This window comes from Streptomyces sp. RPT161 (assembly GCF_027533845.1).
Classification (GTDB): domain Bacteria; phylum Actinomycetota; class Actinomycetes; order Streptomycetales; family Streptomycetaceae; genus Streptantibioticus_A; species Streptantibioticus_A silvisoli_A.
In genome coordinates this window covers 333641-357001 of sequence record NZ_JAPZVN010000003.1, presented here as the reverse complement: position 1 = coordinate 357001, position 23361 = coordinate 333641, and the positions used below count along the sequence as shown (strand labels likewise).

The window sequence follows — 23361 nt, the reverse complement described above, 5'->3', positions numbered from 1 at the left end:
GCCGGGGGCGGTACGGTTCGGTGTCGGACCGGTCATAGCGCCGGGGTCCGACACAGTTCCGATCGGCACGAGACGGAGTGCGCCGAGATGCAGCATGCTGTGGGGGTGCCGCTGCCACCGCCTCACGGGGGTGCCGCTGGCTGGATCCCCCCGGCCCCGCACGGACGGCCCGGCTCCGGCCCGGTCCCGCAGGAACCGCCCGTGCCTCCGCCGTGGCCCGCGCCGCCGGGCCCGGTGCCCGGTCCGGCTCCGGCGGCCATCACCGGGCACTTCCCGCTGCCCCCGGCCGCCATGGCGATGCCGGCGGCCCCCTCGTACGCACCGGTCGCGGTGCTGCTCATCGGTCCGGCGGGGGCGGGCAAGACCACCGTCGCGCGGTACTGGGCCGACCACCGCGGTGCGCCGACCGCGCACATCAGCCTGGACGACGTTCGGGAGTGGGTGCGGTCCGGGTTCGCCGATCCGCAGTCCGGCTGGAACGAGCACTCCGAGGCGCAGTACCGGCTGGCCCGGCGCACCTGCGGGTTCTCCGCCCGTAACTTCCTGGCCAACGGCATCTCCTGCATCATCGACGACGCGGTCTTCCCGGACCGGCCGGTGGTCGGCCTCGGTGGCTGGAAACGGCACGTCGGACCCGGGCTGCTGCCCGTGGTCCTGCTGCCGGGCCTGGAGGTCGTACTGGCCCGCAACGCCGAGCGCACCGGCAACCGGCGTCTGTCCGACGAGGAGGTGGCCCGTATCCACGGCCGCATGGCGGGCTGGTACGGGTCGGGTCTGCCCATCATCGACAACTCCCAGCTGGACGTCCCCGCGACGGCGGAGGCCCTGGACCGCGTCGTGACCCGCTCCCTCACCGCCCACTAGCCGGTCCCCGCCGGGGTTTCTCTCCCGCCCACCCGGCCTCGCTCGGAACCCGCCACTCGGGACCCCGTCGCAGACCCCGGCGGGGCTTGCGCCCACCGAGGTTCTTCCGTCCGCGTATCCGTGCCCGCGGCGGCCAAGTCTCTTCCCCCACGACGGCGGGCAACCCCTGCGGCGTAGTCGGGCGGTGCGAACCGGCCGCAAGCCGATTAGGGCCCGCCGGGGCGCGCGGTGGCGGACTTCCTCCCGCCGTGACGGCGGACAGAACCCCCACCGGCGCCGCCCGGCGTGGGGGCGCGGACACGGCCCGCAGGGACCCGTCCGGACCCGGTCCGGAGGTCTTGCGAGCGAGTGTTGCGTACGCTCGGCACATGTCCGAGGTGCACGCTTCCCGCCGGTTGCGGCTACGGGAGCGGTGCTCGGCGGCTGGATCCGCCGCGGCGCTGGTCTCCCGACCCGCCAACATCCGCTATCTGACCGGCTGGGCGCCGTCCGACGCCGTACTGATGCTGGCGCCCGCGGAGGACCTGCTGGTCCACCGCCGCCGGGTGTACGGGGAACCGGGCGAGGGCACCCCACCGGACGACCTGCGGCGCGTGGTGCTGCCGTCGCCGGACGGCGACCCCGCGGTGGCCGCGGCCGACCTCGCCCCGGGCCTGGGCGCCGACAGCCTCGCGGTCGAGGAGCACCATCTGACCGTCGCCCGGCACCGGGCCATCGCCTCCGTCACGCCGAGCCTGCGCCTGCTCGACCTCGGCCAGGCCGTGGAGCAGCTGCGGCTGGTCAAGGACGAGGAGGAGATCGCCTGCCTGCGGATCGCCGCCGAGATCACCGACCAGGCGCTGGGCGAGCTGCTGGAGTCCATCCTGGTCGGCCGCACCGAACGGCACCTCGCCCTGGAGCTGGAGCGTCGTCTCGCCGACCACGGCGCGGACGGCCCCGCCTTCCCCACCTACGTCGGCACCGGCCCGCACTCGGGCGCCGCCCGGCACCGCCCCACCGACCGGCGGGTCGAGGAGGGCGACTTCCTGACCGTCTGCCTCGGCGCCTGCTACCGCGGCTACCGCTGCGAGGTCGGCCGTACCTTTGTCATCGGCGCCGCACCGGCGAACTGGCAGATCGACCTGTACGACGTCGTGTTCGACGCCCAGCGGGCCGGCCGCGAGGCCCTGGCACCGGGCGCCAGCTGCCGGGAGGTCGACCTCGCCGCGCGCCGGGTGCTGGAGCGGGCGGGCCACGGTGAGGCCGCCGGATCGTGGACCGGACACGGCGTGGGACTCGAAATCGACGAGGACCCTCGGCTCACCCCCTCAGCCATGGGTAAACTGGACGCTTGTGTGCCGGTCACCGTCGAGCCGGGGGTCCACTTCCCGGACCGGGGCGGTGTCCGGATCGACGACACACTCGTCGTACGCCCCACGGCGGACGGCGGGCCCGAGCTACTCACCATCACGACCAAGGAACTGCTCGCCTTGTAGCGGGCGCTTTCTGGTTTCCGATGCAGCACTCTCAGGAGATTCCGCGACCGTGGCCAGCACGAACGACCTCAAGAACGGCATGGTGCTCAAGCTCGACGGCGACCAGCTCTGGTCCGTCGTTGAGTTCCAGCACGTCAAGCCGGGCAAGGGCCCTGCCTTCGTCCGCACCAAGCTCAAGAACGTGCTCTCCGGCAAGGTCGTCGACAAGACCTTCAACGCAGGCGTGAAGGTCGAGACGGCCACCGTCGACAAGCGCGGAATGCAGTTCTCGTACATGGACGGCGAGTACTTCGTCTTCATGGACATGGACACCTACGACCAGATCCACGTGGACCGCAAGTCCGTTGGCGACGCCGCCAACTTCATGATCGAGGGCTTCGAGGCCGTCGTGGCGACGCACGAGGGCTCGGTCCTCTACGTCGAGCTCCCGGCCGCAGTCGAGCTCACCATCCAGAACACCGAGCCGGGTGTGCAGGGTGACCGCTCCACCGGCGGCACCAAGCCCGCCACGCTGGAGACCGGCTACGAGATCCAGGTCCCGCTGTTCATCACCACCGGTGAGAAGATCAAGGTGGACACCCGCACTGGTGACTACCTCGGCCGGGTGAACAGCTAACCGTGGCTGCCCGTACCAAGGCCCGCAAGCGCGCTTTCCAGATCCTCTTCGAGGCGGACCAGCGCGGCGCCGCGCCCAGGACCGTCATGGCGGACTGGATCCGGCTCGCCCGGACCGACGACCGACAGCCGCCCGTCACCGAGTACACGATGCGGCTCGTCGAGGGTTACGAGGACCACGCCGCACGGGTCGACGAGCTGATCGCCACCTACGCGGTCGGCTGGACCATGGACCGGATGCCCGCGGTGGACCGCAACGTGCTGCGGCTCGGCGCGTACGAGCTGCTCTGGGAGGACGACATCCCGGACGCGGTGGTGCTGGACGAGGCGGTGCAGCTCGTCAAGGAGTTCTCCACCGACGAGTCGCCGTCCTTCGTCAACGGCCTGCTGGCCCGGCTGAAGGAGCTCAAGCCGACGCTGCGCACCCAGTGACGCACCGAACGCGAGAGGGCCCGGAACACAAGGTGTTCCGGGCCCTCTGCGCTGATGCACTCAGTGGGACGTTTCTGCAACACAGGTGCCAAAGGCACCTATGGGCTCAGCCCTCCTCTGGCTGCACTGCCCGACGCGCGTCGGCGTCCAGCACACCCCAGCCGATCAGCTGCTCGGTCAGCACCGAGGGCGACTGGTCGTAGATCACGGCGAGGGTGCGCAGGTCGTCCTGGCGGATCGAGAGCACCTTGCCGTTGTAGTCGCCGCGCTGGCTCTGGATGGTCGCGGCGTACCGCTGCAGCGGGCCCGCCTTCTCGGACGGCACCTGGGCCAGCCGCTCCAGGTCGAGCACGAGCTTCGGCGGCGGCTCGGCGGCGCCACCGGGGGCGCTGCCGGGCAGCAGCTCCTGCACCGGGACCCCGTAGAAGTCGGCCAGCTCGGCGAGCCGCTGCACGGTCACCGCGCGGTCGCCACGCTCGTAGGAGCCGACGACGACGGCCTTCCAGCGGCCCTGGGACTTCTCCTCGACGCCGTGGAGGGAGAGACCCTGCTGCGTGCGGATCGCTCGGAGCTTCGCTCCGAGCTGTTTGGCGTAATCGCTGGACATAAGGCTCCCCGGATGGACACTTGGTAACTCACTGTGAGGTTACGCAGCGTAATTTGGCTTCGTCAAGCGGAATGGTTCCGGATGACCCCCGGAAAAGAGCCGTCCGCCCGGCCTGGTACCGTGACTACGTACCCCTGACGTCCTTTAATGCCCGTCCCGTGAGGCGGGGAAGGAGGTCTCACGACCCATGGTCGACGACCGTTCCACACCGGTGCGCCCAGTCCTGGAAGCGCCGGACATCGCACGGGTCCTCACCCGTATCGCCCACGAGATCGTCGAACGCGCCAAGGGCGCCGACGACGTGGTGCTCCTCGGCATCCCCACCCGCGGGGTCTTTCTCGCCCGCAGGCTCGCCGACAAGCTCGCCGAGATCACCGGCCGCAAGACGCCGGTGGGCGCCCTCGACATCACCATGTACCGCGACGACCTGCGGCTCGGCCCGGCGCGCGCGCTCGCCCGCACCGAGATCCCGGGCGACGGAATCGACGGCCGCCTGGTCATCCTCGTCGACGACGTGCTGTTCTCCGGCCGCACCATCCGCGCGGCCCTCGACGCGATCAACGACATCGGCCGACCGCGCGCCGTCCAGCTCGCCGTACTGGTCGACCGCGGCCACCGCCAACTGCCGATCCGTGCCGACTACGTCGGCAAGAACCTGCCGACCTCGCTGCGCGAGACCGTCAAGGTCCAGCTGGCCGAGAACGACGGCCGGGACTGCGTTCTGCTGGGCGTCAAGCCCGGCTCCCACGACGAATAGGGCACACCCGCCGCCGCGCCCGGACCGCCCTGTCCGCGCGCCTCGCAGCCCTGCCGCATATCCGTACCCTCCGGAGTGAACCCGATGAAGCGCCACCTCATCTCGGCCGCCGACCTCACCCGTGACGACGCCCTGCTGATCCTCGACACCGCGGAGGAGATGGCCCGCGTCGCCAACCGCCCGATCAAGAAGCTGCCCACGCTGCGCGGGCGCACCGTGGTCAACCTCTTCTTCGAGGACTCCACCCGCACCCGGATCTCCTTCGAGGCCGCCGCCAAACGGCTCTCGGCGGACGTCATCAACTTCTCCGCCAAGGGCTCCTCGGTCTCCAAGGGCGAGTCGCTGAAGGACACCGCGCTCACCCTGGAGGCGATGGGCGCCGACGCCGTCGTCATCCGCCACCACGCCTCCGGCGCCCCGCACCGGCTGGCCACCTCCGGCTGGATCAACGGCTCCGTGGTGAACGCGGGCGACGGCACCCACGAGCACCCCACCCAGGCCCTGCTGGACGCCTTCACCATGCGCCGCCACCTCGCCGGCGCCCCCGACGGCGGCCCCACCCGCCACCAGGACGGCCCCGGCGACGGCACCGGACGCGACCTCGCCGGGCGCCGGATCACCATCGTCGGCGACGTGCTGCACAGCCGCGTCGCCCGCTCCAACGTCCATCTGCTGGGCACGCTGGGCGCCCACGTCACCCTGGTCGCGCCGCCCACCCTGCTGCCGATCGGGGTGGAGACCTGGCCCTGCGACGTCAGTTACGACCTCGACTCCGTGCTGGCCAAGTCCGACGCGGTGATGATGCTGCGGGTGCAGAACGAGCGGATGAACGCCGCGTTCTTCCCCACCGAGCGCGAGTACGCCCGCCGCTACGGGCTCGACGCGACGCGCATGGCCGCACTGCCCGAGCACGCCATCGTGATGCACCCGGGCCCCATGAACCGCGGCATGGAGATCACCGCCGAGGTCGCCGACTCCGACCGCTGCACCGCCGTCGAACAGGTCGGCAACGGCGTCAGCGTCCGGATGGCTGTCCTGTACCTGCTGCTCGGCGGCAACGAGCCCGCCCTGTCCGAGAACCGCACCGAGGAGAACAAGTGACGACCGGCAAGACCCTGATCCGCGGCGCGAGGGTACTCGGCGGCGAACCGCAGGACGTCATCATCGTCGACGAGACCATCACCGCCGTCGGCAGCGACCTGACCGTCTCCAGCGCTGAAGGCGCCACGGTCATCGACGCACAGGGGCAGGTCCTCCTCCCCGGCCTGGTCGACCTGCACACCCATCTGCGCGAGCCCGGCCGCGAGGACTCCGAGACCGTGCTCACCGGCACCCGCGCCGCCGCCGTCGGCGGCTACACCGCCGTGCACGCCATGGCCAACACCTTCCCGGTCGCCGACACCGCCGGTGTGGTGGAGCAGGTCTGGCGGCTCGGCAGGGAGTCCGGCTACTGCGACGTACAGCCGGTCGGCGCCGTCACCGTGGGCCTGGAGGGCAAGAAGCTCGCCGAGTTGGGTGCCATGCACGACTCCGCCGCGGGCGTACGCGTCTTCTCCGACGACGGCAAGTGCGTGGACGACGCGGTGATCATGCGCCGCGCCCTGGAGTACGTGAAGGCCTTCGACGGGGTCATCGCCCAGCACGCCCAGGAGCCCCGGCTCACCGAGGGCGCCCAGATGAACGAGGGCATCGTCTCCGCCGAACTCGGCCTGCGCGGCTGGCCCGCGGTCGCCGAGGAGTCGATCATCGCCCGTGACGTGCTGCTCGCCGCGCACGTCGGCTCGCGGGTGCACATCTGCCATCTGTCGACCGCCGGTTCGGTGGAGCTGGTGCGCTGGGCGAAGTCCAAGGGCTGGAACGTCACCGCCGAGGTCACCCCGCACCACCTGCTGCTCACCGACGAACTGGTGCGCTCGTACAACCCGGTCTACAAGGTCAACCCGCCGCTGCGCACCGAGGCCGACGTCATGGCGCTGCGCGAGGCGCTGGCCGACGGCACCATCGACTGCGTCGCCACGGACCACGCGCCGCATCCGCACGAGGACAAGGACTGCGAGTGGGGCGCCGCCGCCATGGGCATGGTGGGCCTGGAGACCGCGCTGTCCGTGGTCCAGCACACGATGGTCGACACCGGCCTGCTGGACTGGTCCGGGGTCGCCGACCGGATGTCGTTCCGCCCGGCCGCCATCGGGCGCCTCGGCGGTCACGGCCGTCCGATCGCCGCCGGTGAGCCCGCCAACCTCACGCTGGTGGATCCGGCATACCGTGGTGTGGTGAACCCCGCCGGCTTCGCCTCCCGCAGCCGCAACACCCCGTACCAGGGGCTTGAGCTGCCGGGCCAGGTGACCGCCACCTTCCTGCGGGGCAAGGCGACGGTCATGGACGGGAAGCTCACGTGAACGCGACAACGTACGTAACGCAGGCGGTTGACAAGCACTCGGCGAAGGTCACCGACCTCGGCGACCGACTGCTGTGGGTCGTCGCGCTGCTGGCCCTCATCGCCCTTGTCTACTGGCTGATGTGGCGGGCCTGGCGCAAGCGGGCCGCCCGCCAGTCCGACCTGCCCGAGCTGCCGCGGATCCCCGACAACCTGGGTGAGCCGCTCGCGGAGCTGTCCGGCCGCTACCACGCCAGCACCACGGCCGGTGACTGGCTGGACCGGATCGCCGCCCGCGGCCTGGGCACCCGCAGCCTCGTCGAACTGACCCTGACCGAGCAGGGCGTGGCGGTGCGCCGGCCGGCCGCCACCGACTTCTTCATCCCGGCCGAGGCGCTGCGCGGCGCCCGACTGGACAAGGGCATCGCGGGCAAGGTCGTCCCCGAGGGCGGACTGCTGGTGATCACCTGGCAGCACGGCGACCGGCTGATCGACTCCGGGTTCCGCTCCGAGCACCCCGCCGAGCACCCCGAGTGGGTCACCGCACTCAGCAACCTGAACACCACCAAGGAAGGCGCACGATGACCACCTCCACCAGGGGAGCCCGCATCCCCGCCGTACTCGTCCTGGAGGACGGCCGCACCTTCCGCGGCCGTGCCTACGGGGCGGTGGGGGAGACCTTCGGGGAGGCGGTGTTCTCCACCGGGATGACCGGCTACCAGGAGACGCTGACCGATCCCTCCTACCACCGCCAGGTCGTGGTCATGACCGCGCCGCACGTCGGCAACACCGGCGTCAACGACGAGGACCCGGAGTCCAGGCGCATCTGGGTCTCCGGCTACGTGGTCCGCGATCCGGCGCGCGTCTCGTCCAACTGGCGTGCCCAGCGCTCGCTCGACGAGGAACTGACCGCCCAGGGCGTGGTCGGCATCAGCGGTGTCGACACCCGGGCGCTCACCCGGCACCTGCGTGAGCGCGGTGCGATGCGGGTCGGCATCTTCTCCGGCGCGGCGATCGCTGACGAAGCGATTCTGCTGGCCAAGGTCCAGGCGTCCCCGCAGATGAAGGGTGCCGACCTGGCCGCCGAGGTGGCCACCACCGAGCCGTACGTCATCCCTGCCGTCGGCACCAGGAAGTTCACCGTGGCCGCGGTCGACCTGGGCATCAAGGCGATGACCCCGCAGCGGATGGCCGAGCGCGGCATCGAGGTGCATGTGCTGCCCGCCACCGCCACGCTGGAGGACATCTACGCGGCGGGTCCGGACGGTGTGTTCTTCTCCAACGGTCCGGGCGATCCGGCCACCGCCGACCACCAGATGTCCGTGTTGCAGGGGGTGTTGGAGCGCGGGACGCCGTTCTTCGGCATCTGCTTCGGCAACCAGATCCTGGGCCGGGCGCTCGGCTTCGGCACGTACAAGCTCAAGTACGGCCACCGGGGCATCAACCAGCCGGTGCAGGACCGTTCCACCGGCAAGGTCGAGGTCACCGCGCACAACCACGGCTTCGCCGTCGACGCGCCGCTCGACCGTGACTCCGAGACCCCGTACGGGCGGGTGCGGGTCTCCCACGTCTGCCTCAACGACGACGTGGTCGAGGGCCTGGAGTGCCTCGACACCCCCGCCTTCAGCGTCCAGTACCACCCCGAGGCGGCGGCGGGCCCGCACGACGCGGCCTACCTGTTCGACCGCTTCGTCTCCCTGATGGAGGGCCAGCGTGCCTAAGCGCACCGACATCCAGTCCGTCCTGGTCATCGGCTCCGGCCCGATCGTCATCGGCCAGGCGGCCGAGTTCGACTACTCCGGTACCCAGGCCTGCCGGGTGCTCAAGTCCGAGGGCCTGCGGGTCATCCTGGTCAACTCCAACCCGGCGACGATCATGACCGACCCGGAGATCGCCGACGCCACCTATGTCGAGCCGATCACCCCGGAGTTCGTCGAGAAGATCATCGCCAAGGAGCGCCCCGACGCGCTGCTGCCCACCCTGGGCGGCCAGACCGCGCTGAACACCGCGATCTCCCTGCACGAGCAGGGAGTGCTGGACAAGTACGGCGTCGAGCTGATCGGCGCCAACGTCGAGGCGATCCACAAGGGCGAGGACCGCGAGCAGTTCAAGGCCGTGGTCGAGGCGGTCAACGCCAAGATCGGGCATGGTGAGTCCGCCCGTTCGGTGATCTGCCACACCATGGACGATGTGCTGGCCGGGGTCGAGCGGCTCGGCGGCTACCCGGTCGTGGTGCGCCCGTCGTTCACCATGGGCGGCGCCGGTTCCGGTTTCGCGCACGACGAGGACGAGCTGCGCCGGATCGCGGGTCAGGGGCTGGCGCTCTCGCCCACCACCGAGGTGCTCCTTGAGGAGTCGATCCTGGGGTGGAAGGAGTACGAGCTGGAGCTGATGCGCGACAAGCACGACAACGTCGTGGTCGTCTGCTCCATCGAGAACTTCGACCCGATGGGTGTGCACACCGGTGACTCGATCACCGTCGCCCCGGCGATGACGCTGACCGACCGCGAGTACCAGATCCTGCGGGACATCGGTATCGCGGTCATCCGTGAGGTCGGAGTGGACACCGGTGGCTGCAACATCCAGTTCGCGGTCAACCCGGAGGACGGCCGGGTCATCGTCATCGAGATGAACCCGCGGGTCTCGCGTTCCTCGGCGCTGGCGTCGAAGGCCACCGGCTTCCCGATCGCGAAGATCGCCGCCCGCCTGGCCGTCGGCTACACGCTGGACGAGATCCCCAACGACATCACCGAGCAGACCCCGGCGTCCTTCGAGCCGACGCTCGACTACGTGGTCGTGAAGGTGCCGCGGTTCGCGTTCGAGAAGTTCCCGGCCGCCGACGCCACGCTGACCACCACGATGAAGTCGGTCGGCGAGGCGATGGCGATCGGCCGCAACTTCCCCGAGGCCCTGAACAAGGCGCTGCGGTCGCTGGAGAAGAAGGGCTCGCAGTTCACCTTCGTCGGCGACCCGGGCGACAAGGGCAAGCTGCTGGCCGCCGCGCGGATCCCCACCGACGGCCGGATCAACACGGTGATGCAGGCGATCCGGGCGGGCGCCGGCGCGCGGGAGGTCTTCGAGGCGACCCGCATCGACCCGTGGTTCGTCGACCAGCTGTTCCTGATCAAGGAGGTCGCCGACGAGCTGGCCGCCGCCGACCGGCTGGACCCCGAGCTGCTGGCCGAGGCCAAGCGGTACGGGTTCTCCGACGTCCAGATCGCCGAGATCCGCGGCCTGCGCGAGGAGGTCGTGCGCGAGGTACGGCACGCGCTGGGCGTGCGCCCGGTCTACAAGACGGTCGACACCTGCGCAGCCGAGTTCGCCGCCAGGACCCCGTACTTCTACTCGTCGTACGACGAGGAGAGCGAGGTCGCGCCGCGCGAGAAGCCCGCGGTGATCATCCTGGGCTCCGGGCCCAACCGCATCGGCCAGGGCATCGAGTTCGACTACTCATGTGTGCACGCCTCGTTCGCGCTGTCGGCGGCGGGCTATGAGACCGTGATGGTCAACTGCAACCCGGAGACGGTCTCCACCGACTACGACACCTCCGACCGGCTGTACTTCGAGCCGCTCACCCTGGAGGACGTGCTGGAGATCGTGCACGCCGAGACCCAGGCGGGTCCCATCGCCGGCGTCGTCGTGCAGCTCGGCGGCCAGACGCCGCTGGGCCTGGCGCAGGCGCTGAAGGACAACGGCGTTCCGGTGGTGGGCACCTCACCGGAGGCGATCCACCTCGCCGAGGACCGCGGCGCGTTCGGCCGGGTGCTCACCGAAGCCGGGCTGCCCGCGCCCAAGCACGGCACCGCCACCACCTTCGAACAGGCCAAGGCCATCGCCGACGAGATCGGCTACCCGGTGCTGGTACGCCCCTCGTATGTGCTGGGCGGCCGGGGCATGGAGATCGTCTACGACGAGGCGCGGCTGTCCGCGTACATCGCGGAGTCCACCGAGATCAGCCCGGACCGGCCGGTACTGGTCGACCGGTTCCTCGACGACGCCATCGAGATCGACGTCGACGCCCTCTACGACGGCACCGAGCTGTACCTCGGCGGCGTGATGGAGCACATCGAGGAGGCCGGAATCCACTCCGGCGACTCCGCCTGCGCGCTGCCGCCGATGACCCTGGGCGGCTACGACATCAAGCGGCTGCGCGCCTCAACCGAGGCCATCGCCAAGGGTGTTGGGGTCCGCGGTCTGATCAACATCCAGTTCGCGCTGGCCGGGGACATCCTCTACGTCCTGGAGGCCAACCCGCGCGCCTCGCGTACCGTCCCGTTCACCTCCAAGGCGACCGCGGTACCGCTGGCGAAGGCCGCCGCCCGGATCTCGCTGGGCGCCACCATCGCCGAGCTGCGCGCCGAGGGCATCCTGCCCAGCAGCGGCGACGGCGGCACCCTGCCGCTGGACGCGCCCATCTCCGTCAAGGAGGCCGTGCTCCCGTGGAGCCGGTTCCGCGACGCCACCGGACGCGGGGTGGACACCATCCTCGGTCCGGAGATGCGCTCCACCGGCGAGGTCATGGGCATCGACGCGGTCTTCGGCACCGCCTACGCCAAGTCCCAGGCCGCTGCCTACGGCGCGCTGCCCACCAAGGGACGGGCGTTCATCTCGATCGCCAACCGCGACAAGCGGGCCATGATCTTCCCGGCCCGCGCCCTGGTCGACCACGGCTTCGAACTGCTGGCCACCTCCGGTACCGCCGAGGTGCTGCGGCGCAACGGCATCGAGGCCACCGCGGTGCGCAAGCAGAGCGAGGGCACCGGCCCCAACGGCGAGCCCACCATCGTCCAGCTCATCCACGACGGCCGGGTCGACCTGATCGTCAACACCCCCTACGGCACCGGCGGCCGTCTCGACGGTTACGACATCCGTACCGCCGCCGTCGCCCGCGGCGTGCCGTGCCTGACCACCGTCCAGGCACTGGCCGCGGCCGTACAGGGCATCGACGCCCTTGGCGGCGGCGAGGTCGGCGTACGGTCACTCCAGGAGCACGCGGCGCATCTGACCGCGGCCCGCGCGAAGTAGCGGAACCCCGGGGGTTGTGCCCACCCGTGCCGCAGGGCGGCACGGGTGGGCACAACCCCCCGGCACGCGTGGCCGCTACCGGCCGCGCCCAACTCAGGCCCTGTGGGCCGCAGTTGCCCCACCGTAGAAGGCCCGCCGCCATGTACTCTGTTTTCTTCAAACTCTTCTTCACCCGGCTCGATCCGGAGCGGGCGCACCACCTGGCCTTCGGCTGGATCCGTGGCGTGGCCCGGATCCCAGTGCTGCGCACGTTCGCCGCCGCCGTCCTGGCGCCGCGCCACCGGGAGCTGCGCACCGAGGTGTTCGGCAAGCGGATGCACGGGCCGTTCGGCCTCGCCGCCGGGTTCGACAAGAACGCGACCGCCATCGACGGCATGGCGATGCTCGGCTTCGACCACGTCGAGATCGGCACCGTCACCGCCCAGCCGCAGCCCGGCAACCCCAAGAAGCGGCTGTTCCGGCTGGTCCAGGACCGCGCCCTGATCAACCGGATGGGCTTCAACAACGACGGCTCGGCCGCCGTCGCCGCCCGGCTGGCCGCCCGCAGGCCGGTCTTCAAGCCGGTGCTCGGCGTCAACATCGGCAAGACCAAGGTCGTCCCCGAGGCGGAAGCCGTCGCCGACTACGTGACGTCCACCGAGCGCCTGGCGCGGTACGCCGACTACCTCGTGGTCAACGTCTCCTCGCCCAACACCCCCGGCCTGCGCAACCTCCAGGCCGTCGAGCACCTGCGCCCGCTGCTCGGCGCGGTGCGCCAGGCCGCCGACCGCACCGTCACCGGCCGCCGCGTACCGCTGCTGGTGAAGATCGCGCCCGACCTGGCGGACGAGGACATCGACGCCGTCGCCGACCTCGCGGTGGAACTCGGCCTGGACGGCATCATCGCCACCAACACCACGATCGGCCGGGACGGCCTGAAGACCGACTCGGCGGCCGTCGAGGCCATCGGCGCGGGCGGACTGTCCGGGGCGCCGCTCAAGGCCCGCTCGCTGGAGGTGCTGCGCAGGCTGTACGCGCGGGTCGGCGACCGGGTCACGCTGGTCGGCGTCGGCGGCGTCGAGACCGCGGACGACGCCTGGGAGCGGATCCTGGCGGGCGCCTCGCTGGTCCAGGGCTACAGCGCCTTCATCTACCAGGGCCCCTTCTGGTGCCGTGCGATCCACAAGGGGCTGGCCGAACGGCTCAAGGCCAGCCCGTACCCCACCCTCGCCGACGCCGTCGGCGCCGCGGTCAAGAAGGACGCGTGAGCGTCGCGCACGACGCGCACGACCGGTATCCGACGACGAGTCCCGCGCTGTCCCCCCGCGGGCGCAGAAGCAAACGGCGCAGAAGCGAACAAGGAGAAGCCCCATGACCCTCGACCCCTTCGGCGCCCGGCTGCGGCGGGCCATGGACACCCGTGGTCCGCTGTGCGTGGGGATCGACCCGCACGCCTCCCTGCTGGCCGCCTGGGACCTGGCCGACGATCCGGCGGGTCTGGAGCGCTTCTCCCGGACCGTGGTGGAGGCGCTGGCCGACCGGGTCGCGGTGCTCAAGCCGCAGTCCGCGTTCTTCGAGCGGTTCGGCTCGCGCGGCGTCGCGGTGCTGGAGCGCACGGTGGCCGACGCGCGGGCCGCCGGCGCGCTGGTGCTGATGGACGCCAAGCGCGGTGACATCGGCTCCACCATGGCCGCGTACGCCGCCACCTACCTCGATCCGGCGAGCCCGCTGTTCAGCGACGCGGTCACGGTCAGCCCTTACCTGGGGTTCGGGTCGCTGCGTCCGGCCGTGGAACTGGCCCGCGCCTGCGGCACCGGGATCTTCGCGCTGGCGCTCACCTCCAACCCGGAGGGCGCCGAGGTGCAGCGGGCGACCGGGGCCGACGGAAGCACGGTGGCCGCGACGGTTCTCGGCCACCTGCGCGAGGAGAACGCGGGGGAGCGGCCGCTGGGCTCGTTCGGCGCGGTGGTCGGCGCGACTCTGGGCGCCACGGTCGCCGAGGCAGGGATCGACCTTGACACCGGTGGGCCGCTGCTCGCTCCCGGCATCGGCGCGCAGGGCGCGACCCCGGCCGACCTGCCCGCGGTCTTCGGATCGGCGCTGCGCAACGTGCTGCCGAGCGTCAGCCGGGACGTCCTGCGGCACGGACCGGACACCGCGGCGCTGCGCGCGGCGGCCGAGCGGATCGCCGACGAGGTCCGGACGGTGGTCGGCGACTGAGGGCGAAGGGGGCGGAACGTGGCCTTGCGGATACCCAACGCAGTCATGCACAGAAGAACTCTGTCCGATATGCCCGAAAAGTACCGCGAGATCAAGTCTGACCTGGACTTTTCGCCTGTTCTCGCTGACGGGAGCGGGTTCGCCCGCTAGTCTCCGACAGGAGAACGCAAGGAAGCGCGTTGCTCGTTGCTCTGTAGGTGTGGAGCAACTAGGTTCCTCACCGGTCCGTATCCGACAGTTCTACTTCCGAGGTGACGTAGGCGTGGCTCTACCGCCCCTAACCCCTGAACAGCGCGCTGCCGCGCTAGAGAAGGCCGCCGCGGCTCGCCGGGAGCGCGCCGAGGTCAAGAATCGTCTCAAGCACTCCGGGGCCTCCCTCCACGAGGTCATCAAGCAGGGGCAGGAGAACGATGTCATCGGCAAGATGAAGGTCTCCGCTCTGCTGGAGTCCCTGCCCGGCGTGGGCAAGGTCCGCGCCAAGCAGCTCATGGAGCGGCTCGGCATCTCCGAGAGCCGTCGGGTGCGGGGTCTCGGCTCCAACCAGATCGCCGCTCTGGAGCGTGAGTTCGGCAGCACCGGCGCCTGACGTTCAACCGTCGTTTTCCGCATGGCCGGGGAACCGGGATAATCGCTCCATGAGCGATGCGGTCCCCCGGGGGGAAACCCCCGAACCTCCGGCCAAGCAACCCCGGCTGACCGTGCTCTCCGGCCCCTCCGGGGTCGGCAAGAGCACGGTCGTCGGCTACCTGCGCAAGGTCCACCCCGAAGTCTGGCTGTCGGTCTCCGTCACCACCCGCAGGCCCCGGCCGGGCGAACGGGACGGGGTGCAGTACCACTTCGTCGACGACGACGAGTTCGACAAGCTGATCGCCAACGGTGAGCTGCTGGAGTGGGCGGAGTTCGCGGGCAACCGCTACGGGACCCCGCGGCAGGCCGTGCTCGAGCACCTCGAAGCCGGCGTTCCGGTACTGCTGGAGATCGATCTGCAGGGTGCGCGGCAGGTTCGTCAGACCATGCCGGAGGCCAGGCTGGTCTTCCTCGCCCCGCCCAGCTGGGACGAGCTGGTCCGTCGGCTCACCGGCCGGGGCACCGAGTCGGCCGAGGTGATCGAGCGGCGACTGGCCGCGGCCCGGGTCGAACTGGCGGCCGAGTCCGAGTTCGACGTCACCCTGGTCAACACCTCCGTCGAGGACGTGGCACGCGAACTGCTAGCCTTGATGCGGGTCTGCTGATCCACTTCTGGGTTCGCTGAGCCGAGCTGAGCTGACCCAGGTCCAAGTTCTTTCCACAAGTAGGGGTAGGTAGAGAGTGTCCTCTTCCATCGCGACGCCCGAGGGCATCATCAACCCGCCGATCGACGAGCTGCTCGAAGCCACCGACTCGAAGTACAGCCTGGTGATCTACGCGGCCAAGCGTGCCCGCCAGATCAACGCGTACTACTCGCAGCTCGGTGAGGGCCTGCTGGAGTACGTCGGCCCGCTCGTGGACACCCACGTGCACGAGAAGCCGCTGTCGATCGCGCTGCGCGAGATCAACGCGGGTCTGCTGACCTCCGAGGCCGTCGACACGCCGGCCCACTGACAGCGACACATCGAGACCACGGGCCCGGCGGCGCAGCTGCCGGGCCCGTGGTCTGGGCCGGGGCGGGTTCCCGGCGGACGCAGTATGGAGACGGGTATCCGCCCGGGTACCCGAACCGCTCGGCGGGGAGAGGCGTATGGGCAGGCCACAGGTCGTCCTGGGGGTGAGCGGCGGCATCGCCGCGTACAAGGCGTGCGAGCTGCTGCGGCGGTTCACCGAGTCCGGGCACGACGTGCGCGTGGTGCCCACCGACTCCGCGCTGCACTTCGTGGGAGAGGCCACGTGGGCGGCGCTGTCCGGCAACCCGGTCTCCACCCGCGTCTGGGACACCGTGAGCGAGGTCCCGCACGTACGGATCGGCCAGCACGCCGACCTCGTCGTGGTCGCCCCGGCCACCGCCGACATGCTCGCCAAGGCCGCCCACGGCCTCGCCGACGACCTGCTGACCAACACCCTGCTCACCGCACGCTGCCCGGTGGTCTTCGCGCCCGCCATGCACACCGAGATGTGGGAGCACCCGGCCACCCAGCAGAACGTGGCCACGTTGCGCGGCCGCGGCGCGATCGTCGTCGAGCCCGCCGTCGGACGGCTGACCGGCGTGGACACCGGCAAGGGGCGGCTGCCTGAGCCCGGCGAGATCTTCGAGGTCTGCCAGCGGGTGCTGGCCCGGGGCGCGGCGACCGCCGCCGACCTGGCCGGTCGGCACGTGGTGATCAGCGCCGGGGGCACCCGTGAGCCGCTGGACCCGGTGCGCTTCCTGGGGAACCGTTCCTCCGGCAAGCAGGGCTACGCCCTCGCCCGTACCGCCGTGGCCCGTGGGGCACGGGTCACCCTGGTCGCCGCCAACACCGCGCTGGCCGACCCGGCCGGGGTGGACGTGGTCCGCGTCGAGACCGCCCAGCAGCTGCACGAGGCCGTGTTCAAGGCCGCGGCCAACGCCGACGCCGTGGTGATGGCGGCGGCCGTCGCCGACTTCCGGCCCGCCCGGTACGCCACCGGCAAGATCAAGAAGAAGGACGGCGAGGAGCCCGCGCCGCTTGAGCTGGTGCGCAATCCGGACATCCTCGCCGAGCTGTCCGCGGCCCGCCCGCAACCCGGGCAGATCGTGGTGGGCTTCGCCGCGGAGACCGACGACGTTCTGGCGAACGGCCTCGCCAAACTCACTCGTAAGGGTTGCGATCTGTTGGTCGTCAACGAGGTCGGCGAGCACAAGACCTTCGGCTCCGAGCAGAACGAGGCCGTGGTGCTCGCCCCGGACGGCACCCGGACCCCGGTGCCCCACGGCCCCAAGGAGGCGCTCGCCGACGTGGTGTGGGACCTGGTGCTCCAGCGTTGGTGAGCCGCCGCCGGGTCCCGGTGGGTCACGCCACGCCGAAGCCGTGGGCCGAGGTGTGAACACGGGGCGGCGGTGTGGCCAACGCTGCGCGGAATCCGTCCGTCCGGCGAACACCAGGGCGTATCGTCATGACGTTCGGGAGGGTGTCGCAGGTCACGATGGACACAAAGATCCGGATACCGTGTCTATTTCCTCGACACGACCGATAAACTGGCGGTGGTCCGACGGGCGCAGCCCCGGTCGGACCGCCCGTATCAGCCAGCAGCCGCTGCAACCCCAGGGAGCGATGTGTCCCGCCGCCTGTTCACCTCGGAGTCGGTTACCGAGGGTCACCCCGACAAGATCGCTGACCAGATCAGCGACACGATTCTCGACGCCCTGCTGAAGGAGGACCCGACCTCCCGGGTCGCCGTCGAGACGTTGATCACGACCGGTCTGGTGCACGTGGCCGGGGAGGTGACGACCAAGGGCTACGCCGATGTCGCGACCCTGGTCCGCAGCACCGTCCTCGGTATCGGTTACGACAGCTCGAAGAAGGGCTTCGACGGCGCCTCGTGCGGAGTGTCGGTGTCCATTGGCGCGCAGTCCCCGGACATCGCCCAGGGTGTGGACTCCGCCTACGAGAACCGGGTCGAGGGCGACGACGACGAGCTCGACCGGCAGGGCGCCGGTGACCAGGGCCTGATGTTCGGGTACGCGTGCGACGAGACCCCCGAGCTGATGCCGCTGCCGATCACGCTGGCGCACCGGCTCTCCAAGCGCCTGACCGACGTCCGCAAGAACGGGACCATCCCCTACCTGCGCCCGGACGGCAAGACCCAGGTCACCATCGAGTACGACGGTGACAAGGCGCTCCGCCTGGACACGGTGGTCGTCTCCTCACAGCACGCCTCCGACATCGACCTCGACTCACTGCTGGCCCCCGACATCCGGGAGTTCGTGGTCGAGCCGGAGCTGAAGGCCCTGCTGGACTCCGGTATCAAGCTGGACACCGACGGCTACCGCCTGCTGGTCAACCCCACCGGCCGCTTCGAGATCGGCGGCCCGATGGGCGACGCGGGCCTGACCGGCCGCAAGATCATCATCGACACCTACGGCGGCATGGCCCGCCACGGTGGCGGTGCCTTCTCCGGCAAGGACCCGTCCAAGGTGGACCGCTCGGCGGCGTACGCGATGCGCTGGGTCGCCAAGAACGTGGTCGCCGCGGGTCTCGCCTCGCGCTGCGAGGTCCAGGTCGCGTACGCGATCGGCAAGGCCGAGCCGGTGGGCCTGTTCGTGGAGACCTTCGGCACCGCCAAGGTCGACGTCGACAAGATCGAGCACGCCATCGCCGAGGTCTTCGACCTCCGCCCGGCCGCCATCATCCGCGACCTCGACCTGCTCCGCCCGATCTACGCCCAGACCGCCGCCTACGGCCACTTCGGCCGCGAGCTGCCGGACTTCACCTGGGAGCGCACCAACCGCGTGGACGAACTCCGCGCGGCGGTGGGGCTGTAAGCCCGCCGCCTGAACCACGTCGCGGCCCCGGACCATCGCGGTCCGGGGCCGCACCGCTGCCCGGCGGGCATTGTCGTATCCGTCTGGTAGTTATGAGGACGTGAGCAGCGAGAACGAGCGCCCGGAGCGGGGTCCGGAGGGCGGGCCCGGGGAGCAGCTCGCGCTGATCCGGGAGACGGTGCGCAAGGCGAAGGAGCCGCGGGCCAAGCCGCGCAGCTGGCGGGGGGCGGCGCTGGCGGCGGGCCTGCCGGTGGCCCGGGTGCTGGTGGACAAGGGGCTGATCCACCTCGACCAGTTCTTCGACTACTCGGTGCCCGAGGCGATGGACGAGCAGGCCCAGCCGGGGGTGCGGGTCCGGGTGCGGTTCGGGGCCCGGGTGGTCAGGGGGCGCCGGGAAGGCGGGGAGTTGCACGACGGGTTCGTTGTGGCCCGGCTGCCCGAGAGCGACTACCGGGGGCCGCTCGCGCCGCTGGCCCAAGTGCTCTCTGCGGAACCGGTGTTGGGACCTGGCCTGCTGAGGCTGTGCCGCTCGGTGGCCGACCGGTACGCGGGGGCGCTGGCCGATGTCGTGCAGCTGGCGGTGCCGCCCCGGCACGCCCGGGCGGAGGGCCGGGCGATACCGGAGGCGCCCGGAACGCCGGCGCGCCCCGATCCCGGCAGCTGGGCGCGGTACGCCACCGGCCCAGGCTTCCTGGAGGCGCTCGCCACCGGGGCCAGCCCGCGCGCGGTGTGGACCGCGCTGCCCGGCCCGCACTGGCCGGACGAACTCGCCCGCGCCCTCGCCGCCACCCTGGCCTCCGGGCGCGGCGCGCTCGCGGTGCTGCCCGACGGCCGGGCGGTGGCCAGGGTCGATGCAGCGCTCACCGCCCTGCTGGGCGACGGACACCATGTCGTGCTCACCGCGGACAGCGGTCCCGAGGAGCGGTACCGGCGGTGGCTGGCCGTCAACCGCGGCACGGTGCGCGGCGTCATCGGCACCCGCGCCGCGATGTTCGCTCCCGTGACCGACCTCGGGCTGGTCGCGCTGTGGGACGACGGCGACTCCAGCCACGCGGAACCGCACGCACCGCAGCCGCACGCCCGCGATGTGCTGCTGCTGCGCGCCACCGACGAGCACGCCGCGTTCCTGCTCGGTGGGCTCTCGGTCACCGCCGAGGGGGCCCAACTCGTCGACAGCCGCTGGGCGTTGCCGCTCACCGCCCCCCGTGAGCAGGTGCGGGCGGCGGCCCCGCTGGTGCGTACCGTCGGCGACGGGGACCAGGCCCGTGACCCGGCCGCGCGCGCTGCCCGATTGCCCAGCCTCGCCTGGCAGGTCACCCGGGACGCGCTGCTGCGCGGTCCGGTGCTGGTACAGGTGCCGCGCCGGGGCTATGTGCCCCGGCTGGCCTGCGAGCGCTGCCGTGAAGCCGCCCGCTGCGCACGGTGTGCGGGTCCCCTGGAGCTGACCGAGTCAGGGGTGCTGCACTGCGCGTGGTGCGGACGGCCGGAGGCCGCGTGGCACTGCCGGGAGTGCGCCGGAAACCGGCTGCGCGCACAGGTGGTCGGCGCCCGGCGCACCGCCGACGAGCTGGGCCGGGCCTTCCCCACGGTGCCGGTGCGTACCTCAGGGCGGGAGGCGGTGCTGGCCCGGGTGCCGGACCAGCCCGCGCTGGTCATCTCGACGCCGGGCGCCGAGCCGGTCGCGGAGGGCGGCTACGCGGCGGCGCTGCTCCTCGACGGCTGGGCCCTGCTGAACCGCCCTGACCTGCGAGCCGGTGAGGAGACGCTGCGCCGCTGGCTGACCGCCGCGGCGCTGGTCCGCCCGGCCGCCGAGGGCGGCACCGTCGCGGTGCTCGCCGAGCCCGGCTTGCGCCCGGTGCAGGCGCTGGTGCGCTGGGATCCGGCCGGGTACGCGGTACGGGAACTGGCGGAGCGGGCAGAACTCGGCTTCCCGCCGGTGTCCCGTATGGCGTCGGTGACCGGCACCGCGGCGGCGGTCACCGATCTGCTGGAGCACGCCCAACTGCCGGAGGGCACTGACCGGTTGGGACCGGTTCCGGTTCCGGCCGCGCCGCCCGGCCGTCCCCGGCGGATGGGCGATCCGCCGCCCGGCGAGGTGTGGGAGCGGGTGCTGCTCCGGGTGCCGCCGGGCAACGGCGGAGCGTTGGCCGCGGCGCTCAAGACGGCGCAGGTAGCGCGGATGGCCCGTAATTTCGAACCCGTACGGGTGCGGATGGATCCGCCGGACATCGGCTGAAACCATCCGGGAGCGGGCCACCGCCCCGGCGTGTCGGCGTCGCGGGGCGGTGGGGGCGGTGCGCCGCGGGTCAGCCGTTGCGCGGCCCGGGCAGCGCGCCGGGGAACGCCTCGTCACGGAGCGCGGAGCCGGGCTGCGCCGCCCCCATCGGCATCGACCGCGCGGCCGGAACCGTGCGGGTGGCGCTGGGCGCGGCACCGCGCTCGTCCTCTCCGCCCGCCGCGGTGGCCCGGCGGGTCCCGTAGCGCCGGTGCACGGCCTGTTTGGTCACCCCGAGCGCCGAGCCCACCGCGTCCCAGGAGAAACCCAGCGACCGGTCGAAGTCGACGGCCGCGGTGACCAGGGTCTCGACGCTGTCCCGCAACTCCTGTGCGAGCCTTACGGTTGGTGCCGGGGCCCGGCCGTAAACGACGAATCCGGCGGCGGGTCCGCTGCGCCTCGGGCGGTAGACGTTGCCCAACTGGGCGGTGAGGGTACGCAGCGCGTCCACCTGCCGGCGGACCCGCTCGATGTCCCGCACCAGGAGGTGCAGACTGGCCCGTGCCTGGGCGTCGTGGGTTGCGTGGTCGGCCATGAACAAGCCTCTCGAACCGGCGATGCTGTGAGTGTGTCGGGTTGTCAACGGGTCAGGTGTCGGCCCGTTTTCGGTCAATCTGTCTTGACCAACGCGTCAGCAGCCCATCGGGTCACGCTCTGGGGGCGCGAGTGGACACGGAAGAGGCGCATGTCCCCTGCGTACGCCCCTGAATCCGCCGGTACGCCGGCCGCCATAGACTGGGAGGCCGCTCCGTACCCCGCCGACGGGAGTCCGCCCTGTGTCCGTGATGCCGATCCATCTCTTCGGCGATCCGGTGCTGCGCATGAAGGCGCAGCCGGTCACCGTCTTCGACAAGGAACTGCGCACCCTCGTCAAGGACCTCAGTGACACCATGCTGGACGCGCCGGGGGCGGGTCTGGCCGCACCCCAACTCGGCGTGTCCCTGCGGGTGTTCACCTATCACGTGGACGGCGAACTCGGCCATCTGGTCAACCCGGACCTGACGCTCACCGACGAGGAGCAGGACGGTCCGGAGGGCTGTCTGTCACTGCCGGGCCTGCGGTACGACTGCAAGCGGGCGTACGGCGTGGTCGCCAAGGGCTTCAACATGTACGGCGACCCGGTCACCGTCGAGGGCACGCGACTGCTCGCCCGCTGCATCCAGCACGAGACCGACCACCTCGACGGGATCATCTTCATCGACCGGCTCGACCCCGAGCAGCGCAAGGCGGCGATGAAGGCCATCCGGGAGGCCGAGTGGGCGGGCGAACCCCCTCCGCAGGTCCGGATCTCCCCGCACAGCACGTTCGGCCGGCCGCGCTGAGTCCCCTGTTCCACGCTCCTTCCCGAAAGGCACCGCACCCCGATGAGGCTTGTCTTCGCCGGTACCCCCGAAGTCGCCGTACCCGCGCTTGAGGCGCTGCTGGCGTCCGAGCGGCACGAGGTGGCCGCCGTCGTCACCCGGCCCGACGCCCCCGCGGGACGCGGCCGCAAACTGGTGGCCAGCCCGGTCGCGCAGCGCGCTCAAGAGGCCGGGATCGAGGTGCTCAAGCCGAACCGGCCGCGTGACGAGGACTTCCTCGTCCGGCTGCGTGAGATCGCCCCCGACTGCTGCCCGGTCGTGGCGTACGGCGCCCTGCTGCCCAGGGTGGCGCTCGACATCCCCGCGCACGGCTGGGTCAACCTGCACTTCTCGCTGCTGCCCGCGTGGCGTGGCGCTGCGCCGGTGCAGCACGCGGTGATGGCGGGCGACGAGGTGACCGGCGCCTCCACCTTCCAGATCGAGGAGGGGCTGGACTCCGGCCCGGTCTACGGTGTGATCACCGAGACGGTGCGCCCGGACGACACCAGCGGGGCGCTGCTGGACCGGCTGGCACGCTCCGGCGCCGGGCTGCTGGCGGCCACCATGGACGGCATCGCGGACGGCACGCTCAAGGCCCGGCCGCAGCCCGCCGAGGGCGTCACACTGGCCCCGAAGATCACCGTCGACGACGCCCGCGTCGACTGGACCGGGCCCGCGCTGCGGGTGGACCGCGTGGTCCGGGCGTGCACGCCCGCGCCGGGGGCGTGGACCCTCTTCCAGGGCGAGCGGCTCAAGCTCGCGGCGCCGGTGAAGCCGCTGCCGGACCGCGCGGACCTCCAACTCGCGCCGGGCGAGTTGGCGGTGACCAAGTCCGCGGTCTACGCGGGCACCGGCTCGTACGCCGTGGAGCTGACGGAGGTGCAGCCGCAGGGCAAGAAGCGGATGCGGGCCGCGGACTGGGCCCGCGGCGTCCGGATCGCTTCCGGCGAACGGTTCGACGGGGCCGGGGCCTAGCGGGCG

Annotated in this window: 22 protein-coding genes; 20 read left to right on the top strand and 2 right to left on the bottom strand. The window is 71.5% G+C overall.

Annotation, left to right across the window (positions count from 1 at the left end; translation table 11 throughout):
- Positions 1 to 87: 87 nt before the first annotated feature.
- The 4 genes from O5O46_RS09665 to nusB all read left to right on the top strand — a co-directional run bounded on the left by O5O46_RS09665 (position 88) and on the right by nusB (position 3386).
- Positions 88 to 864: an AAA family ATPase gene (locus tag O5O46_RS09665; protein WP_269854902.1), complete on the top strand. Its 777-nt coding sequence runs from the start codon at positions 88 to 90 to the stop codon at positions 862 to 864.
- Positions 865 to 1232: 368 nt separating this feature from the next.
- Positions 1233 to 2339 carry an aminopeptidase P family protein gene (locus O5O46_RS09660; RefSeq protein ID WP_269854901.1) on the top strand — a complete coding sequence of 369 codons (1107 nt, stop codon included), beginning with the start codon at positions 1233 to 1235 and terminating at the stop codon, positions 2337 to 2339.
- A 49-nt stretch (positions 2340 to 2388) separates the two neighbouring features.
- Positions 2389 to 2955, top strand: a complete 567-nt coding sequence (gene efp / locus O5O46_RS09655) for an elongation factor P (protein WP_269854900.1) — start codon at positions 2389 to 2391, stop codon at positions 2953 to 2955.
- Positions 2956 to 2957: 2 nt separating this feature from the next.
- The gene (gene nusB, locus O5O46_RS09650; RefSeq protein ID WP_269854899.1) at positions 2958 to 3386 is read left to right on the top strand and encodes a transcription antitermination factor NusB; all 429 of its coding nucleotides are present in this window, start codon (positions 2958 to 2960) and stop codon (positions 3384 to 3386) included.
- Between the two features lie 106 nt (positions 3387 to 3492).
- Here the strand turns inward: nusB and bldD are convergent, their stop codons facing one another.
- The gene (bldD, locus tag O5O46_RS09645; RefSeq protein ID WP_255929900.1) at positions 3493 to 3993 is read right to left on the bottom strand and encodes a transcriptional regulator BldD; all 501 of its coding nucleotides are present in this window, start codon (positions 3991 to 3993) and stop codon (positions 3493 to 3495) included.
- Between the two features lie 187 nt (positions 3994 to 4180).
- Between bldD and pyrR the strand changes: the two genes are divergently transcribed.
- The 14 genes from pyrR (at position 4181) to O5O46_RS09575 (ending at position 21001) form a co-directional block, all read left to right on the top strand.
- Positions 4181 to 4750, top strand: coding sequence for a bifunctional pyr operon transcriptional regulator/uracil phosphoribosyltransferase PyrR (pyrR, locus tag O5O46_RS09640; RefSeq protein WP_269854898.1), 570 nt, complete (start codon positions 4181 to 4183; stop codon positions 4748 to 4750).
- Between the two features lie 84 nt (positions 4751 to 4834).
- Positions 4835 to 5851, top strand: a complete 1017-nt coding sequence (locus tag O5O46_RS09635; protein ID WP_269854897.1) for an aspartate carbamoyltransferase catalytic subunit — start codon at positions 4835 to 4837, stop codon at positions 5849 to 5851.
- Entirely contained in the window at positions 5848 to 7149 is a 1302-nt protein-coding gene (locus O5O46_RS09630; RefSeq protein ID WP_269854896.1) for a dihydroorotase, read from the top strand. Before O5O46_RS09635 ends, O5O46_RS09630 begins: the two co-directional genes overlap by 4 nt.
- Complete coding sequence (locus tag O5O46_RS09625) at positions 7146 to 7712, top strand: PH-like domain-containing protein (RefSeq protein ID WP_269854895.1); 567 nt, start codon at positions 7146 to 7148, stop codon at positions 7710 to 7712. The genes O5O46_RS09630 and O5O46_RS09625 overlap by 4 nt, the downstream gene beginning before the upstream one ends.
- Entirely contained in the window at positions 7709 to 8848 is a 1140-nt protein-coding gene (gene carA, locus O5O46_RS09620) for a glutamine-hydrolyzing carbamoyl-phosphate synthase small subunit (protein WP_269854894.1), read from the top strand. The genes O5O46_RS09625 and carA overlap by 4 nt, the downstream gene beginning before the upstream one ends.
- Complete coding sequence (gene carB / locus O5O46_RS09615) at positions 8841 to 12152, top strand: carbamoyl-phosphate synthase large subunit (RefSeq protein ID WP_269854893.1); 3312 nt, start codon at positions 8841 to 8843, stop codon at positions 12150 to 12152. The genes carA and carB overlap by 8 nt, the downstream gene beginning before the upstream one ends.
- A 140-nt stretch (positions 12153 to 12292) precedes the next feature.
- Positions 12293 to 13399 carry a quinone-dependent dihydroorotate dehydrogenase gene (locus O5O46_RS09610; protein WP_269854892.1) on the top strand — a complete coding sequence of 369 codons (1107 nt, stop codon included), beginning with the start codon at positions 12293 to 12295 and terminating at the stop codon, positions 13397 to 13399.
- Between the two features lie 103 nt (positions 13400 to 13502).
- Positions 13503 to 14351, top strand: a complete 849-nt coding sequence (gene pyrF / locus O5O46_RS09605; protein ID WP_269854891.1) for an orotidine-5'-phosphate decarboxylase — start codon at positions 13503 to 13505, stop codon at positions 14349 to 14351.
- A gap of 262 nt (positions 14352 to 14613) precedes the next feature.
- A complete protein-coding gene (locus O5O46_RS09600) occupies positions 14614 to 14937 on the top strand; it encodes an integration host factor (protein WP_255929890.1) in 324 nt (107 codons plus the stop codon).
- Positions 14938 to 14986: 49 nt separating this feature from the next.
- A complete protein-coding gene (gene gmk / locus O5O46_RS09595) occupies positions 14987 to 15583 on the top strand; it encodes a guanylate kinase (protein ID WP_269854890.1) in 597 nt (198 codons plus the stop codon).
- Between the two features lie 76 nt (positions 15584 to 15659).
- Complete coding sequence (rpoZ, locus tag O5O46_RS09590; RefSeq protein WP_255929886.1) at positions 15660 to 15932, top strand: DNA-directed RNA polymerase subunit omega; 273 nt, start codon at positions 15660 to 15662, stop codon at positions 15930 to 15932.
- A gap of 136 nt (positions 15933 to 16068) precedes the next feature.
- Positions 16069 to 17271 (top strand): bifunctional phosphopantothenoylcysteine decarboxylase/phosphopantothenate--cysteine ligase CoaBC, encoded by a 1203-nt coding sequence (gene coaBC / locus O5O46_RS09585; RefSeq protein ID WP_269854889.1) that lies wholly within the window; start codon positions 16069 to 16071, stop codon positions 17269 to 17271.
- A gap of 285 nt (positions 17272 to 17556) precedes the next feature.
- Positions 17557 to 18765, top strand: a complete 1209-nt coding sequence (gene metK / locus O5O46_RS09580; RefSeq protein ID WP_269854888.1) for a methionine adenosyltransferase — start codon at positions 17557 to 17559, stop codon at positions 18763 to 18765.
- A 100-nt stretch (positions 18766 to 18865) separates the two neighbouring features.
- Positions 18866 to 21001 (top strand): primosomal protein N', encoded by a 2136-nt coding sequence (locus tag O5O46_RS09575; RefSeq protein WP_269854887.1) that lies wholly within the window; start codon positions 18866 to 18868, stop codon positions 20999 to 21001.
- Between the two features lie 70 nt (positions 21002 to 21071).
- Here the strand turns inward: O5O46_RS09575 and O5O46_RS09570 are convergent, their stop codons facing one another.
- Positions 21072 to 21575: a hypothetical protein gene (locus O5O46_RS09570; RefSeq protein WP_269854886.1), complete on the bottom strand. Its 504-nt coding sequence runs from the start codon at positions 21573 to 21575 to the stop codon at positions 21072 to 21074.
- A 241-nt stretch (positions 21576 to 21816) separates the two neighbouring features.
- Between O5O46_RS09570 and def the strand changes: the two genes are divergently transcribed.
- Positions 21817 to 22362: a peptide deformylase gene (gene def / locus O5O46_RS09565; protein ID WP_269854885.1), complete on the top strand. Its 546-nt coding sequence runs from the start codon at positions 21817 to 21819 to the stop codon at positions 22360 to 22362.
- 42 nt (positions 22363 to 22404) lie between these two features.
- Complete coding sequence (gene fmt, locus O5O46_RS09560; protein WP_269854884.1) at positions 22405 to 23355, top strand: methionyl-tRNA formyltransferase; 951 nt, start codon at positions 22405 to 22407, stop codon at positions 23353 to 23355.
- Positions 23356 to 23361: the final 6 nt, after the last annotated feature.

Coding starts and splice junctions, on each gene's coding strand:
- fmt (WP_269854884.1), top strand. CDS start 22,405: ATGAGGCTTGTCTTCGCCGGTACCCCCGAAGTCGCCGTACCCGCGCTT.
- O5O46_RS09570 (WP_269854886.1), bottom strand. CDS start 21,575: ATGGCCGACCACGCAACCCACGACGCCCAGGCACGGGCCAGTCTGCAC.
- O5O46_RS09635 (WP_269854897.1), top strand. CDS start 4,835: ATGAAGCGCCACCTCATCTCGGCCGCCGACCTCACCCGTGACGACGCC.
- O5O46_RS09665 (WP_269854902.1), top strand. CDS start 88: ATGCAGCATGCTGTGGGGGTGCCGCTGCCACCGCCTCACGGGGGTGCC.
- gmk (WP_269854890.1), top strand. CDS start 14,987: ATGAGCGATGCGGTCCCCCGGGGGGAAACCCCCGAACCTCCGGCCAAG.
- coaBC (WP_269854889.1), top strand. CDS start 16,069: ATGGGCAGGCCACAGGTCGTCCTGGGGGTGAGCGGCGGCATCGCCGCG.
- bldD (WP_255929900.1), bottom strand. CDS start 3,993: ATGTCCAGCGATTACGCCAAACAGCTCGGAGCGAAGCTCCGAGCGATC.
- pyrF (WP_269854891.1), top strand. CDS start 13,503: ATGACCCTCGACCCCTTCGGCGCCCGGCTGCGGCGGGCCATGGACACC.
- pyrR (WP_269854898.1), top strand. CDS start 4,181: ATGGTCGACGACCGTTCCACACCGGTGCGCCCAGTCCTGGAAGCGCCG.
- O5O46_RS09610 (WP_269854892.1), top strand. CDS start 12,293: ATGTACTCTGTTTTCTTCAAACTCTTCTTCACCCGGCTCGATCCGGAG.
- carA (WP_269854894.1), top strand. CDS start 7,709: ATGACCACCTCCACCAGGGGAGCCCGCATCCCCGCCGTACTCGTCCTG.
- O5O46_RS09660 (WP_269854901.1), top strand. CDS start 1,233: ATGTCCGAGGTGCACGCTTCCCGCCGGTTGCGGCTACGGGAGCGGTGC.